Origin of the sequence: Acidipila rosea (assembly GCF_004339725.1) — a bacterium.
Taxonomy (GTDB): Bacteria; Acidobacteriota; Terriglobia; order Terriglobales; family Acidobacteriaceae; genus Acidipila; species Acidipila rosea.
Map to the genome: position 1 here is coordinate 261,637 of NZ_SMGK01000003.1, position 13,117 is coordinate 274,753.

The following is a 13,117-nucleotide window of genomic DNA, read 5'->3' on the forward strand; positions in this document are numbered from 1 at the left end:
ACTCCTTTGTCTGCTGCCATCAGGAGCACACGATGAAAGCTTATTCCGGAAGTGAGATTCGCAATGTAGCAGTGGTGGGGCACGCGCACAGCGGCAAGACGACGCTTGTCTCCGCGCTGCTGCATGCTGCCCAGATGACTCCCCGGATGGGCAGAGTTGAGGACGGCACGGCTGTGACTGCCTACGACGAAGAGGAAGTCGCTCGCGGCACCACGATGCTGAACGCTGTCGCGTTTGCCGAGTGGAGCGGGGTGAAGGTGAACATTGTCGACACGCCGGGCTTTCACCTGTACGCGCACGAGGCGCGCTGCGCAATGATGCCGGTGGAGGCGGCCATGGTGGTTGTGAATGCAACCTCGGGCGCGGAGGAAGTGACGCGGCGCGTGTGGAAGTATGCCGAGGAGTTCAACCTGCCGCGGGTGGTGGTGATCAACCAGATGGATCACGCGCGGGCAGAGGTGTCCTCAACCCTCGAAGGGCTGCGCGAAAGCTTTGGCCGAACGCTGACGCCGGTGCAGTTGCCGATTACAGGAGCGAGCGGCTTTGAAGGGGTGATCGACCTGGTGACGATGGAAGCCTTCTACTACACGCCGGGCGGCGATGGCCGCGGACGGATCGGGGAGATGCCCGAGCAGCTGCGCGACATGGCCACGGCTGCGCATGAAGAGCTGGTGGAGCTGGTGGCTGAAGGCAAAGATGAACTGATGGAAGAGTTCTTTGCCGAGGGCACGATCCCGGAGCAGCACCTCATCACCGCGCTGCATGAGGCGATCCGCGAAGACCGCATCTTTCCGGTGCTCTTTGCCAGCGGACTCACGGGCGTAGGCGCGGATCACCTGCTGGACTTTTTGAAGGTATATGCGCCTGCCCCTGCGGAGCGCGGGCCTGTGGCGGCACGCGCCATGAGCCAGGAGGTGGGCGCGAGCGCCAATGGCGCCGCGGCGGATGCCTCGCAGGAGATCGTGATGCGCAAGGTGGAGGATGGTGAGCCGCTGGCGCTGTATGTGTTCAAGACAATGACGGATCCGTTCGCGGGGCGTATCTCGCTGTTCAAGGTCTTCTCAGGGACAGTTGCCAGCGATGCGACGGTGGTGAACTACTCCCGCAAGACAACGGAGCGGCTTGCGCATCTTTCCATCATGCAGGGGCGCACGCTTGTGCCGGTGGACGTGTTGCATGCAGGCGATCTTGGTGCGGTTGCGAAGCTGAAGGAGACGCTAACCGGCGATAGCCTGGGGGAGCGCGGCCATGAGATTTTCTTTGAACCGGCGCCGTTGCCGGAGCCGGCGATGACCTACGCGATTGAGCCGAAGACGCGCGCGGACGAAGACAAGCTTGCGCCCGCTGTTCACAAGATCATGGAGGAAGATCTGCTTGTCCGTTTTTATCGTGACCCGCAGACCAATGAATTTTTGATTGCGAGCGCGGGACAGCCGCATATCGAGGCGATTGTTTCGCGGCTGCGGCGGCGCTATCACACGGAGGTGACGCTGAAGGCTCCGAAGGTGCCGTATCGCGAGACGATACGTGGTCGCGCCGAGGCGCAGGGTCGCCACAAGAAGCAGTCCGGCGGTCATGGGCAGTATGGCGACTGCAAACTGCGGATCGAGCCGCTTCCGCGCGGCGCGGGCTTTGAGTTCGTCAACGACATCTTTGGCGGGGCGATCCCGCGGCAGTTTGTTCCTGCCGTGGAGAAGGGCGTGGTCGAGTCGGCTGCGCGCGGCTATCTCGCAGGCTACCCGGTGGTGGATTTTCGGGCGACGGTCTTCGATGGCAGCTATCACGAGGTGGACTCGAACGAACTTTCCTTCAAGATGGCGGGGCGGATCGCGTTCCGTAAATGTATGGAGCAGGCGCGGCCTGTGCTGCTGGAACCGGTAATGCGGGTAGAGGTTGAGGCTCCAGCGGAGTTCTCAGGCGCGCTGATGGGCGACCTGAACCAGCGCCGCGGACGAGTGCAGGGCATGGAGACGCGCGGGCCGGTGACGGTGATTCGCGCGGAGGCGCCGATGGCGGAGATGCTCAGCTATGGAGCTGCGCTGACTGCGATGACGCAGGGGCGAGGCAGCTTCCACATGGAGTCGGACCACTACGATGTGGTGCCGCAGGCTATTGCCGAGAAGCTCATTGCAAATGCGAAGCTGCCAGTGGAAGAAGAGTAGGGCCGAGGTTATCCATGATCGAAACTCCTCCAGGTTAATAGAGGAGGGTTTTCGGTCGCCAGTTGGGAGCATCTCGGTTTATAAATGCTGATTGGATAGACGAAAGCTCAGTCAGGCTTTATCAGTCCATATTTCATTCCGATAAGATGCAAGCGGGACTTAACTTCCTGTGTTGCAGTTCTCCGCCGCTTCTTAAGTCTTTGAAGTAGAGAAAGCTTCCTCCAACTGTAAAAACCACGCTTTTGCCAGTCGAGAGAGATTCCAAGATTCTCTAAGTCAGGAACAGTTTCTTTAATCCATCCTCCCTTATGGAGGGCGCCAGTATGTAGATATTTGAAAGGTTCAGCACTCTCATCTACAAATGCAATTCGATCGTTGGAATACTTAAACCTAAGTGAACCAAAGTACTCGGACAGCCACGGGTTTTCATGCTTGAGTACATATTTCCTAATACTTGATTTTTTCCAAAGAGCAGCTTGGAAAGAAAAACGGTCCTGACCTGGGCCCGCTATGAGGAAGAGGTTGTCGCGCAGCGCCTTGGTTTCTTTGATTGTTTTCATGTCTACCAGGTAGATCGCATCGAGGTTCTCCTCTATAAATGCAGAGTAGGCATCTCGTAAGTAGCGAAGATTGACCTCTTTCATGATGAAGTAGTCAATCATAATAAGAAGGATGTTCGGGGTCTTAACGTGTTCAAGGCCCGCATGGAAAGTCTTGCCAAAACTGCTTTGCTTTCCAGTCTGAGTACAAAGGATGTTCAGCCCTTCTAATGAAAACGACTTGTTCTCCGTGTTCAAGATGATGGGAAGAGTGCAATCCGGCCAGAACTTTTTTAGCAAAGTAAAGAATGGAAGCCAGCAATCTTCGTAATCATCACTCGAACTGACGAATAAAGTAACGTCAGCCATGGGCAATTGGGACTGGGTCAAATCATCGAACTGAATTTTCTGCATCTAGCCTTCCTTTTCGTGAGCCAGTGTCCTACAAACTAAATTCCAAAAAATATCTTCCGCTTAAGATCCACTTTATCAACCGACCTTTTGACTCTGTCTCCGGAAAAGTGATATCCACGGCTGGTACACGGTCGTTCTGTAAAGAAGCCTATAAACCGCAACTGTAGTTGCACCGGCTAATGCGATGAGCATAGCCAGCCTGATTACCGGAATTACCAGATCCGAGGCGATTAAATATTTCTGCGTGAAGTATAGAAAAAAACCAACGATAAATGCACAAATCAATCCCGGAATCCAACTAGAGACGAGCGACCAGTAACTGCTTTTGAGCGAGCGGGCACTAATCAAATGCAGAGTGTTGGTTCTAATAACTTCAAGGCCAGCATAGACCAAGGCGACCGCGACGATGCCTTTGTGGGCAACCAATAAGACGCCTGCACCAAATGCTAGTGCAAAGGTAATTTGCACTAGCAACTTGCGGCGAAAGAGACTCAACACTTCTAGCTGGATGTTAGGGAGATGATAACTCGCATCTAGTGCAGCGACGACGCAGAGTACCTGGAAAACGGGTACGGCGGAAGTCCACTGACGCCCAAAGATGACCGGGATCACAGTAGGTGCAGCAACACCTGCCCCTGCACAAAATGGAAGGATCAAGGCCATAAGTTGGCGCTCACTGGAGGTTAAGATCTTATGGCACTCGGCGAGACTCCGCTCTGCCGCGCGGGCGATAGTAGGGTGGAACACGCGTGTAAGACCCATTGAAAGGCTGTATCCCGGCTGCGTGCTCAGGGTGAGACTGCGATTGTAAATGCCAAGCAAAGTTGGGCTGACTAATCGTCCCATCAGAATAGTATCTAGTGAGCCGCCAAGAGCCTCTATTGAAGTAGTGAAGGATGCTTTACCGCCAAAGGTCCCTATATGTCTGTAATCTGCTCTTTTGAAGGTGGGCTTCATCGGGTGCGGCCTTGCGATATGGTACGCGATGGATCCAATTAATGGTTGCGAGACATTGCTGGCCACCAATGCCCACACGCCAAACCCTTTCATCGCCAAGGGAAGACCGAGCCCGAACGTAGAAAGCAAATATCCCAAAAAGTCACAGATCGCCAGATCGCGGATTCGAAACTCACGTCTCAATAGTCCACCCGCAACTCCGGAAGATGCCTGAAAGATAAGGCTAAGACCAAAGGCAATGATGATTGGGGTTAGTCTGGGCTCGCGAAAATATAGAGCTAAAAGTGGAGAGAGTGCACTAAGGAGTATGAACCCCCCGAATCCGGTTGCAAGGCTTAGCGAAAACGCCGCTCGAATATTTCCTTCGGTCAGCCCAGGTTTCTGAATGATTGCCCGGCCCATTCCCAATTGGGTAAAGTAGTTGGCCATACTGGCGCAAAGCATGGCCATGGCCGCCAACCCATAATCTCTGGGCTGCAGGAAGCGAGTTATAGTTGCCGAGGCTAGCAGTTGCATGCCAGCGGTCGAAATTGTAGATAGATAGCTCCATCGCAGGTGCGAGTGTCTGCTTTCGTCCATTTCACTCACAAATTATTCTCGGGAATCTGCTGCGACTTTGCGCGCTGGCGGCGGCAAGTTTCAAATGCGCGTCTGAATACCGCACGTGCTTCCAGATTTTCTAAGGCCCATGCCCGCGCAGCCAATCCGATGTCGGCTATTTCCTCTATAGGTAAACCCCTAAGATAGACAGCGACATCCAAAGCATCCTCGATCGTATCCACGAGATATAGCCCGGGAGCCCTGCCTAGAACGACGTCCAAACCCTTGCGCCCATTTGTAATGAAGGGCACTCCTGAGCCTAAGGCAATCGGTAGTCGATCAGAGAAATAGAATGTAGAGTGAGGATAGAGATCCCATATGACGGACATCCTGGATAGCTGAATGACCTCAGCCTGGCTGCCGTAGGAGATGGGACCCCTCGAGTTTGTTTTTCTGGGCCACCCCCGTCCAAACGCTGCAAAGCGATCTCCAAATAAGTGCGCAAACTTACGAGCAAGGCGAACGCGTTGCATCGAGTCTGGCTGCTTGAATAATGACCGCCACTTAGTAGCGATGGTGCCGAACATTACGGCGTCATATTTGCTACCCAGCTTCAAAATGTCGATTGGTTCAGAGCCAAATCTTTCACGGTCAAAGCTTGACGGGGAGTAGTAAAAATGCGGGTGCACCCTAAGCTCGCTAAATAAGCGGCGAGGCATTCCCAGGCCGGTTGTCCAAAAGATGTCTGACTCTACATACAGAGTTTTGGTCGTAGGGGTGATTTTTTTATAGAAGCGGTCATAGGGGTCCCCTTCGTGGTAAGCAATAAGTGGCGAACTTCCGCAAGCGCGTATTGCACGAATGAATTCGGAACTCAGGGGGTATTCAGATGGGTGTTGCCAGAATATTATGTCTGGCTGGAAGGACCGTACATGCGTCAGCAATGCTTCATGACAACGGGCTTGATTTCTGTCGCTTCTCCAGTCAGCTAAAAAGCTGTAAATTAAAAGCTCACCAATCGTCCCATCCTGAGCCATCTCGGCGAATGCTGCGCGGCCCCCGACTTGACGGCTTTCTTCGCGAAAATCACCCTCATTGGGCAGATAGAGAACCTTTGGACCCTTACCGTTCGTGAAGGCTGCTTGCATATACAGTGAAGACCTTCCTATCTTTCGATGGAATATTCAAGCACTGACAGGCACGATTCCGCATAATCACCCGCCTAGTGATGAAGACCTGATTACTTACTTGCTGAATGAGTAGTAGACCTTGAGTCTAACAGGGAGCACCTGCGTCACCCAAGTAATCGTGAGCTCTCAATATAAAAATCTGAGTGTCTTAATTTTGTGATGGATTGGACAGCCGTGCAATTTTGCGCAGCATCCCGAGTAAAAGATCGGCGTCATTTGCGTTCGGAGAGAGACGTCTTACTAATCTGCGGACCTTTGTTTTGATCATGTCTTCTGCGCCACCCTTTACATACCCACTCGAGACCAACGTTTCATAGAGAAAAGCAGTTAGTCTTTCAAGCGTCGCCTGAGGCGCTGTTTCGCTTGTGCCATAGTCATGTGCGGCTGGTGATTGTCTGACCATTTCATAAAGACAGATTGCCACGGCCTGTCCCAGGTTCATCGAGCTGTGTTCTTCGCGGGTAGGAATACGCACCAGCCAGTGGCAGTGGCTCATGTCTTCTATGGAAAGCCCTGTCTTCTCCGAGCCAAAGAGGAGTGCGGTTTTTGCTCCGGGATGCTGCCTGAGCAGGGGGGCTGCCTGCTCGAGGCGCAAGAGTGGGTGATGGAGTTCGCGGTCTTTTGCCGCGGTGGTGCCGACGACCAGCGAGCAGTCGGCAACTGCCGCTGCAACCGATGTGAACTCCTGCGCCTCGGCCAGCAGCCTGGCAGCACCTACTGCGCTGCGGGCTTCGCGAAACGCGGCTTCATAAGGCTGGACGACGCGCAGCTGCGAGATGCCGAAGTTGCTCATGGCCCGTGCAGCTGCGCCTATATTTAGCGGGTTCCGCGTGCGGACCAGGACTACAATCAGCTCCGCCATCGGAGGGTCACCGGGCCGTTGAGGGGATTTTTTACTTCGGCACCTGGAGCTGCGTCGAGGCGAGCCTGCTTGAGGGCGAAGTACCACTTGGCGGGGCGGTCGGCGTCATCGATCAGCATGAGGGCGGGATCGTAGCGCAGGCCCTCTGCCTGCTGGATCATGGTCAGCTGGTCCTGACCGACGAAGCGCCTGCCGAAGAATTTTGCGATTGCAGTGACAAAAGGAACGGCATAGAAGACGTTCCATGCGGCGTAGACATCAATCCTGCAGGTGCTCGCTGTCACGGGGGTCACGGTGGTGAGGCTCGAAAACCATTTTGCGCCGCAGCGGATCGTCTCATAACGCCGGTTGGGCAGCACGAAGTCGATGGTGGTTGTGATCGGTTCGCCGTAGACGCCGAGCAGCTTGTAAGGGGCACTGTTTCCCGACGGCGCGTGAGCCGACATTCTGAAGCCCTGAGCGATCGGCTCGAAGTGCTTCTCCTTTTCGTGAATGCTGGCGCGCTTTCGCCACCACCAGGCCTGATGTACGAAGGGCCCGTGTGCCGGATCCATGAGGCCGATGATGCCGTGATCCACGTTGCAGGGCAGGTCGGCGGTCAGGTGTGCGCTCTTGAACCTGGCGCCGAATTTCGGGGCTTCCGGGATGGGCGGCAGAGTGGCTTCGCCCACGCGTATGCGTCCGGCGCCGGGCTGGGGTACGTAAACCCAGGCGTAGCCGTCGCGCTCTTCGCAGGGAAAGGCTCCGGCATAAATTTTGTGAGGATCGAGGGTGTCCTTCGAGGTAAGGGACGGAATCTCAAGGCACTGGCCGCTGACCGGCTCAAAGGCCCAGCCGTGGTACTTGCAGGTGAGCGCCTTGCCGTCGAACCAGCCGCAGGAGAGCGGGATGCCGCGATGGGGGCAGCTGTCACGCATCGCGAAGATGCGGCCGTCGTCCCTGCGTCCGAGTACCATCGGGATGCCGAGGAGCAGGGCCTTGACGACTGTCCTGCCCTGCAGAAGATCACTGCGCAGAGCAGGGTACCAGTCGTCATAGATCAGAGTTGCCGCGGGGCCGGCGAGGGTAGTCATGAGATGATCTTGCGCCGTGGGCGGAGCACCGGGCTTCAGTGGGTCTCGGCGGGCAGCTCCCATGCGGGAACCGGACGCTTTGCCGCCGGCAGATCACGGCCTTTGACGCGGTCATACATGTAGACGTCGCTGGTCGTTCCAAGCGCCTGATTGTAAAAGCTTTCGGCACCGATCACCTCGGTCAGCTCCTCCTGAAACAGGTGGAGAGCCTTCAACCGATCCGCCGTCGCGGCGACGGTGATCTTGCTGTTGGTGAGCATTTTCTGAAAGCCGCGATCGAGGATATGGGCGATCTCACCCGCCAGCAGGACTCCGCTCTTGACGGTGAGAACAGCTCCCTGACCCTTCTCGGCCGGGGCGAGGACGGCAGCGCAGCCGTATTTGGCGACGAGCATTCCGTTTGCACCCTGAGAGGCGGGACGAACATCAAACTGAAGACTGCGAAGACGGCTGACGATTTCGTCGAAGCTGAGTGGCTTGGTTTTCTTAGGCATTGGCTTCCCGTGCATTGCTGCAGCCGGTGCGTAAAAGCTACACTGGGAGCAGGCGGTCTTCTTCACTGTCGCATATTCAGAGGACGCGTTGCAACGAATGGCTACCCTGACAGAAACATTGACCACTCGAACTTTAGGCACGACTATTGCCGAGCGCGTTGGCAACACGCCACTTATCCGGCTGGATCGGCTGACGGCGCACCTGCCCGGCGTGCTGATCGCCGGCAAGGCGGAGTGGGCGAACCCCGGCGGCTCCGTGAAGGACCGTGCGGCGTCGGCCATTGTGGACGCCGCCGAGCGCAAGGGGCTGCTGACGCCGGGTAAGCACCTGCTAGACGCAACCAGCGGGAATACTGGCATCGCCTACGCCATGCTGGGGGCTGCACGCGGGTTTGGGGTGACGCTCTGTATGCCTTCGAACGTCTCGCTGGAGCGCAAGAAGATCCTCCAGGCCTACGGCGCGGAGATTGTGTGGACGGATCCGAATGACGGCTCAGACGGGGCCATTCGCAAGGCGCGCGCGCTGGCGGCAGCGGAGCCGGAGAAGTACTACTACGCCGACCAGTATGGCAATGATGCCAACTGGCAGGCGCATTATCACTCTACGGCGAACGAGATCTGGCAGCAGACGGACGGGCGGCTGACACACTTTGTGGCGGGACTCGGCACCAGCGGCACCTTCATGGGGACGACGCGACGGCTGAAGGAGCTGAACCCGGAGATCCAGTGCATTTCGATGCAGCCGGATTCACCTTTTAACGGGCTTGAGGGTTTGAAGCATATGGCGACCGCGATCGTGCCTCCGATCTATGATCCGGCGCTGGCGGACCGCAACCTGGAGGTCGAGACGGAGGCCGCCTATGCCATGGCCAAGCGGCTGGCGCGGACGCAGGGGTTGCTAGTGGGGATTTCGGCTGCGGCTGCGGTGGTGGCGTCGCTGAAGATCGCCGAGGAAGAAGCTGCGCGCGGAAAAGAAGCGATTATCGTTACAATTCTATGTGACTCAGCTGATAAATACCTGAGTGAACGGTTCTGGGAGGAGTGAGCGGCCAATGCTGAAGTTGAGCGAGCAGGTCTATAGCGCGATGCGAACCCATGGGGAGGAAACCTACCCTCATGAGTGTTGCGGCGTGCTGCTGGGCCGCTCCGAGGGCGACGTGAACTGCGTCGAAGATGCCGTCCGCGCCGGGAATACCCGCACGGATTCGGCCCACAACCGCTACAACATCGCCCCGCAGGAACTGGTGAAGATACAGCGCCAGGGCCGTGAACGCGGGCTGGATATTGTTGGCTTCTACCACTCGCACCCGGATCACCCGGCGCAGTGGTCTAAAACGGATTTTGCCGAGGCCCACTGGCTGGGCTGTTCGTATGTCATTACGTCTGTCCAGAAGGGCCGTGCCACCGTAACAAATTCCTTCCTGCTCACGGGCTCCGGCGAAGACGATAAAGCCTTTCTGGATGAGGCACTTGAAGTCGAGCGATGTAGCGTGGCTGCTCTCTGATCAAGGGCGCTTTGCATCGCGGCGCCGTGTTTTCGCCTCTAAACAGACAGAAAAGGTTCCTGAAAGCCATGAAGATTCATATCCCTACGCCTCTGCGTGTCTACGCAGGCAAGCAGGACTCAGTCAGTGTCAACGCAACAACCGTCGGGGAAGCCCTCGGTCAGCTCACCGAAGAGCATCCGGACCTGAAGAAGCACCTCTACTCCGAAGACGGCAAGCTGCGCGCCTTCGTGAATGTCTACCTGAATGACGAAGATATCCGCTACCTTCCCGCAAAGGACTCGACGCCGGTGAGCGAGGCCGATTCGCTCTCGATTATTCCTTCAATTGCAGGCGGTGCGCCGGTGATGGAAGAAGCCACGGCGCTGCCGGAGCTGAGCACGGCTGAAATGGCCCGCTACTCGCGTCACCTGATCCTGCCGGAAGTAGGCATGGAAGGCCAGCAGAGGCTGAAGGCGGCCAAGGTGCTCTGCGTCGGCACGGGCGGACTGGGCGCGCCGCTGGCTTTCTACCTTGCGGCGGCCGGCATCGGAACGCTGGGGCTGGTGGATTTTGACGTGGTTGACGAGAGCAACCTGCAGCGGCAGATCATCCACTCGACCAAAGACGTGGGGCGCCCGAAGATCGACTCGGCGGCCGATAAGCTTTCGGCGCTGAATCCCCACATGAAGATCGTGAAGCACGAGACGATGCTTACGAGCCAGAACGCGCTGGACATCATCAAGGACTACGATATCGTCGCCGACGGCACCGATAACTTTCCAACGCGATACCTGGTGAATGACGCCTGCGTGCTCAGCGGCAAGCCGAATGCTTATGGATCGATTTTCCGGTTTGAGGGGCAGGCCAGCGTTTTTGCGACCGAGGAAGGCCCCTGCTATCGCTGCCTCTACCCTGAGCCGCCACCGCCGGGGCTGGTGCCCTCCTGCGCCGAGGGCGGAGTGCTCGGGATTCTGCCGGGACTGGTTGGGATCATCCAGGCGACGGAGGTCATCAAGCTGATTCTGGGCAAGGGCGATCCGCTGATAGGCAGGCTGCTGCTGGTCGATTCGCTGGGCATGAAGTTTCGCGAGCTGAAGCTGCGCAAGAATCCGGAGTGCCCGGTGTGCGGTACGAATCCTACGGTGACCAAGCTGATCGACTATGACCAGTTCTGCGGTATACAGCCGGCGGCGGCGCCAGCAGCGGTGCTGAACGGCATCGAGCAGATTACGCCAATGGACCTGAAGCGCCGTCTGGATGCGAAGGATGATGTCTTCGTTCTCGATGTTCGTGAGCCCTACGAGTTCCAGATCGCGAGCATGGGCGGACACCTGATTCCGCTGAATGATCTGCCGAAGCGAGTGAGCGAACTGGACGCGAGCCGTGAGATCGTCGTCCACTGCAAGATGGGAGGACGCAGCCAGAAGGCGGCGGAGTTCCTGAAGCAGAATGGCTTCACCAAAGTGCAGAATCTGGCTGGAGGCATCAACGCGTGGTCGGCGGAGATCGATCCGACTGTTCCGAAGTATTGAGGTATTAAAGTTACCGCCACCATGTAACTATGGGGTGTGTCCAGGAAGCATAAAAAGCGCAGCGAACTCCGGAGCAGAGGCTTTCGGATTGTTGGCTGCGTTTTTTATTGGGCTTGATTTTCGGACTTTTTATGGTGATCGCGTGAAAAAAAGGAATTTCGCCAAAGAAATTTCATTCAGCAGATCAAACCAATCTGTCATCAATCTGCAACGTACCTTTAAACGGAACGTAATTTGCATTGCTGGGAAATGTGGTTTTTAGAAATTGAGTGATTGAGGGGTAGCATGGCTGATCAGACGGGCAGGATCGAACAATTTTCAGGGACAGAGCTATCCAACTTGCGCAGCGACTTACTTCAATCGGGGATCGACTCGTGGCAGGCGAGCCAGATGCTTTCATTGTTCCTGGCGGGACGTGGTTATGGAGTGGACTCGGCGCTGCTGCGGGATGCGGTGCTGCGCCTTGAAGTGGCAGGCTGCTCCATCGAGTGTATGCAGGCAGAACTCGAACGGGTCGCGCTGGTGATGTAGCTTATCGCATTCCTGTGGCAGGAGCCGGGGTGAGCGCGACCGGCTTCTGCTGCATGTCCGTCGGCTGATCGGAAATCTTGACATCTGTGACACGAGCCTTCTCAAGCAGTTTGAGGTCAGCCTGTGTCTTCTTCCACTTCTTCCTGTTGAGTGCGACGTAGTTCAGCTTGTTGCTCTTGTAGTAAGCCAGGATATTGGCGCGCAAAGCGCCGGGGATGGGGACGTCCGGCTTCTCCTCGATCTTCGCCAGCAGATTGGCGTAGGTCTGGTCGGCGAGCTTGTAGTTCCCTGCCTGGGTCCTCGTGCCGGTATCGAGGTTTCGGTCTTCCAGGGTTACATGAGCCTGGTTGATCGGTTCATTGCGGATCTGGCTCAGATACTCCTTGTAGTGATCCACCGTTCTATCCATGCTCTTGAGGAAGAGCTCCTGCGATTTCGCGTCCGGCATGCGCAGCTTGAGAGCCCTGAGCGGGCCGATCTTCGGCAGGATGGCGATGAAGAAGGCCAGGATATGCGCTCCCACGCCGGGCTTGCGGTAGTCGCTGCCAAACTCGCGCTCATAGCTGGACTTGTCCATGCGATAGATGAATTTTTTCGGCACAAAGCCGGGATTACTCTCTTCGATCTGCTTGCGGTAATTGAGCAGGGCGACGCCTGTCATCTTGGGCAGAAGACCGGAAACTGTGTGCCTGTAGGTGCCGATGGCGGTGTCTTCATGCGGCATGATCTGATTGACTTCAAAGCCATAGGTATCGCGGAAGGCGCGCTCGAGCAGCGGCTTCGCTACTTTGAAGCCGATGAAGTCGTGATACTGCTCGGGTGCGTAATGGCGCTCTGTAACCTCAACCACGTCGAATCCGAATTCAGTCTGCAGGTGGGCTTCCGGGCTGTCGTCATAGGTCACGACATGGCCGTATTTGTCGCGCAGCTTCGGGTATTCCTGAGCGGTGGCGATGTTGACGGCGGGATGTCCGTAGGCGTCGGCGGAATAGTGGGCGAGAGCACCCAGTGCGAAGGCGAACTCGTTGCTGTCTGTCGATTCACGGAGGAGATTGTTGACGAAGTCTCCGGTGCGGACGTAGTGCAGCAGGTCGCTGAAGAAGTGGCTGCCGAAGGGATAGTAGCCGATGTCCTGAATGATGCAGCCGCCGTAGGCGTAGGCGTGAGCCTCGGTCAACTGATCGGGCGTGAGATGAGGATAGCGGGCGAGCAGGAGTGGCTTGATGTGGCTGTGCCAGGCGAGGTCCACCACCTCCTCATGAGAGAGCACTGCGTAAGCGCCCGCGGGGGGCGGCGTAAGGAGCAACGCAATCAGGCAGAACACAACTGCGAGTTT

Annotated in this window: 12 protein-coding genes; 5 read left to right on the plus strand and 7 right to left on the minus strand. The window is 56.8% G+C overall.

What is annotated here, in order from left to right; genetic code table 11:
• The first annotated feature begins 32 nt into the window (after positions 1–32).
• Positions 33–2,162 (plus strand): elongation factor G, encoded by a 2,130-nt coding sequence (gene fusA, locus C7378_RS11170; protein ID WP_131996375.1) that lies wholly within the window; start codon positions 33–35, stop codon positions 2,160–2,162.
• A gap of 107 nt (positions 2,163–2,269) precedes the next feature.
• Here fusA and C7378_RS11175 read toward each other — a convergent pair whose 3' ends face one another.
• The 6 genes from C7378_RS11175 to C7378_RS11200 form a co-directional block, all read right to left on the minus strand.
• Positions 2,270–3,115, minus strand: a complete 846-nt coding sequence (locus C7378_RS11175; RefSeq protein ID WP_131996378.1) for a hypothetical protein — start codon at positions 3,113–3,115, stop codon at positions 2,270–2,272.
• A gap of 75 nt (positions 3,116–3,190) precedes the next feature.
• On the minus strand, positions 3,191–4,651 hold the full coding sequence (locus C7378_RS11180; RefSeq protein ID WP_279388596.1) for an oligosaccharide flippase family protein: 1,461 nt from the start codon (positions 4,649–4,651) through the stop codon (positions 3,191–3,193).
• Between the two features lie 5 nt (positions 4,652–4,656).
• Entirely contained in the window at positions 4,657–5,760 is a 1,104-nt protein-coding gene (locus C7378_RS11185) for a hypothetical protein (RefSeq protein WP_131996384.1), read from the minus strand.
• Positions 5,761–5,950: 190 nt separating this feature from the next.
• Entirely contained in the window at positions 5,951–6,664 is a 714-nt protein-coding gene (locus tag C7378_RS11190; RefSeq protein ID WP_131996387.1) for an RNA methyltransferase, read from the minus strand.
• Positions 6,652–7,737, minus strand: a complete 1,086-nt coding sequence (locus C7378_RS11195; RefSeq protein WP_131996390.1) for a Rieske 2Fe-2S domain-containing protein — start codon at positions 7,735–7,737, stop codon at positions 6,652–6,654. The genes C7378_RS11190 and C7378_RS11195 overlap by 13 nt, the downstream gene beginning before the upstream one ends.
• Positions 7,738–7,772: 35 nt before the next feature.
• A complete protein-coding gene (locus C7378_RS11200; protein WP_131996393.1) occupies positions 7,773–8,231 on the minus strand; it encodes a hypothetical protein in 459 nt (152 codons plus the stop codon).
• A 97-nt stretch (positions 8,232–8,328) separates the two neighbouring features.
• On the opposite strand from C7378_RS11200, the gene C7378_RS11205 reads away from it, so the two are divergent.
• From C7378_RS11205 to C7378_RS11220, 4 genes are all read left to right on the plus strand, one after another.
• Positions 8,329–9,276 carry a PLP-dependent cysteine synthase family protein gene (locus C7378_RS11205; protein WP_131996396.1) on the plus strand — a complete coding sequence of 316 codons (948 nt, stop codon included), beginning with the start codon at positions 8,329–8,331 and terminating at the stop codon, positions 9,274–9,276.
• Between the two features lie 7 nt (positions 9,277–9,283).
• A complete protein-coding gene (locus C7378_RS11210; protein ID WP_131996399.1) occupies positions 9,284–9,736 on the plus strand; it encodes a M67 family metallopeptidase in 453 nt (150 codons plus the stop codon).
• Between the two features lie 68 nt (positions 9,737–9,804).
• The gene (moeB, locus tag C7378_RS11215) at positions 9,805–11,250 is read left to right on the plus strand and encodes a molybdopterin-synthase adenylyltransferase MoeB (RefSeq protein ID WP_131996402.1); all 1,446 of its coding nucleotides are present in this window, start codon (positions 9,805–9,807) and stop codon (positions 11,248–11,250) included.
• A gap of 285 nt (positions 11,251–11,535) precedes the next feature.
• Positions 11,536–11,781: a hypothetical protein gene (locus C7378_RS11220; protein ID WP_131996405.1), complete on the plus strand. Its 246-nt coding sequence runs from the start codon at positions 11,536–11,538 to the stop codon at positions 11,779–11,781.
• 1 nt (position 11,782) lies between these two features.
• On the opposite strand, the gene C7378_RS11225 is transcribed toward C7378_RS11220, so the two are convergent.
• A complete protein-coding gene (locus tag C7378_RS11225) occupies positions 11,783–13,105 on the minus strand; it encodes a zinc dependent phospholipase C family protein (RefSeq protein ID WP_165876763.1) in 1,323 nt (440 codons plus the stop codon).
• Positions 13,106–13,117 lie beyond the last annotated feature (12 nt).

Coding starts and splice junctions, on each gene's coding strand:
- fusA (WP_131996375.1), top strand. CDS start 33: ATGAAAGCTTATTCCGGAAGTGAGATTCGCAATGTAGCAGTGGTGGGG.
- C7378_RS11175 (WP_131996378.1), bottom strand. CDS start 3,115: ATGCAGAAAATTCAGTTCGATGATTTGACCCAGTCCCAATTGCCCATG.
- C7378_RS11180 (WP_279388596.1), bottom strand. CDS start 4,651: ATGGACGAAAGCAGACACTCGCACCTGCGATGGAGCTATCTATCTACA.
- C7378_RS11185 (WP_131996384.1), bottom strand. CDS start 5,760: ATGCAAGCAGCCTTCACGAACGGTAAGGGTCCAAAGGTTCTCTATCTG.
- C7378_RS11190 (WP_131996387.1), bottom strand. CDS start 6,664: ATGGCGGAGCTGATTGTAGTCCTGGTCCGCACGCGGAACCCGCTAAAT.
- C7378_RS11195 (WP_131996390.1), bottom strand. CDS start 7,737: ATGACTACCCTCGCCGGCCCCGCGGCAACTCTGATCTATGACGACTGG.
- C7378_RS11200 (WP_131996393.1), bottom strand. CDS start 8,231: ATGCCTAAGAAAACCAAGCCACTCAGCTTCGACGAAATCGTCAGCCGT.
- C7378_RS11205 (WP_131996396.1), top strand. CDS start 8,329: ATGGCTACCCTGACAGAAACATTGACCACTCGAACTTTAGGCACGACT.
- C7378_RS11210 (WP_131996399.1), top strand. CDS start 9,284: ATGCTGAAGTTGAGCGAGCAGGTCTATAGCGCGATGCGAACCCATGGG.
- moeB (WP_131996402.1), top strand. CDS start 9,805: ATGAAGATTCATATCCCTACGCCTCTGCGTGTCTACGCAGGCAAGCAG.
- C7378_RS11220 (WP_131996405.1), top strand. CDS start 11,536: ATGGCTGATCAGACGGGCAGGATCGAACAATTTTCAGGGACAGAGCTA.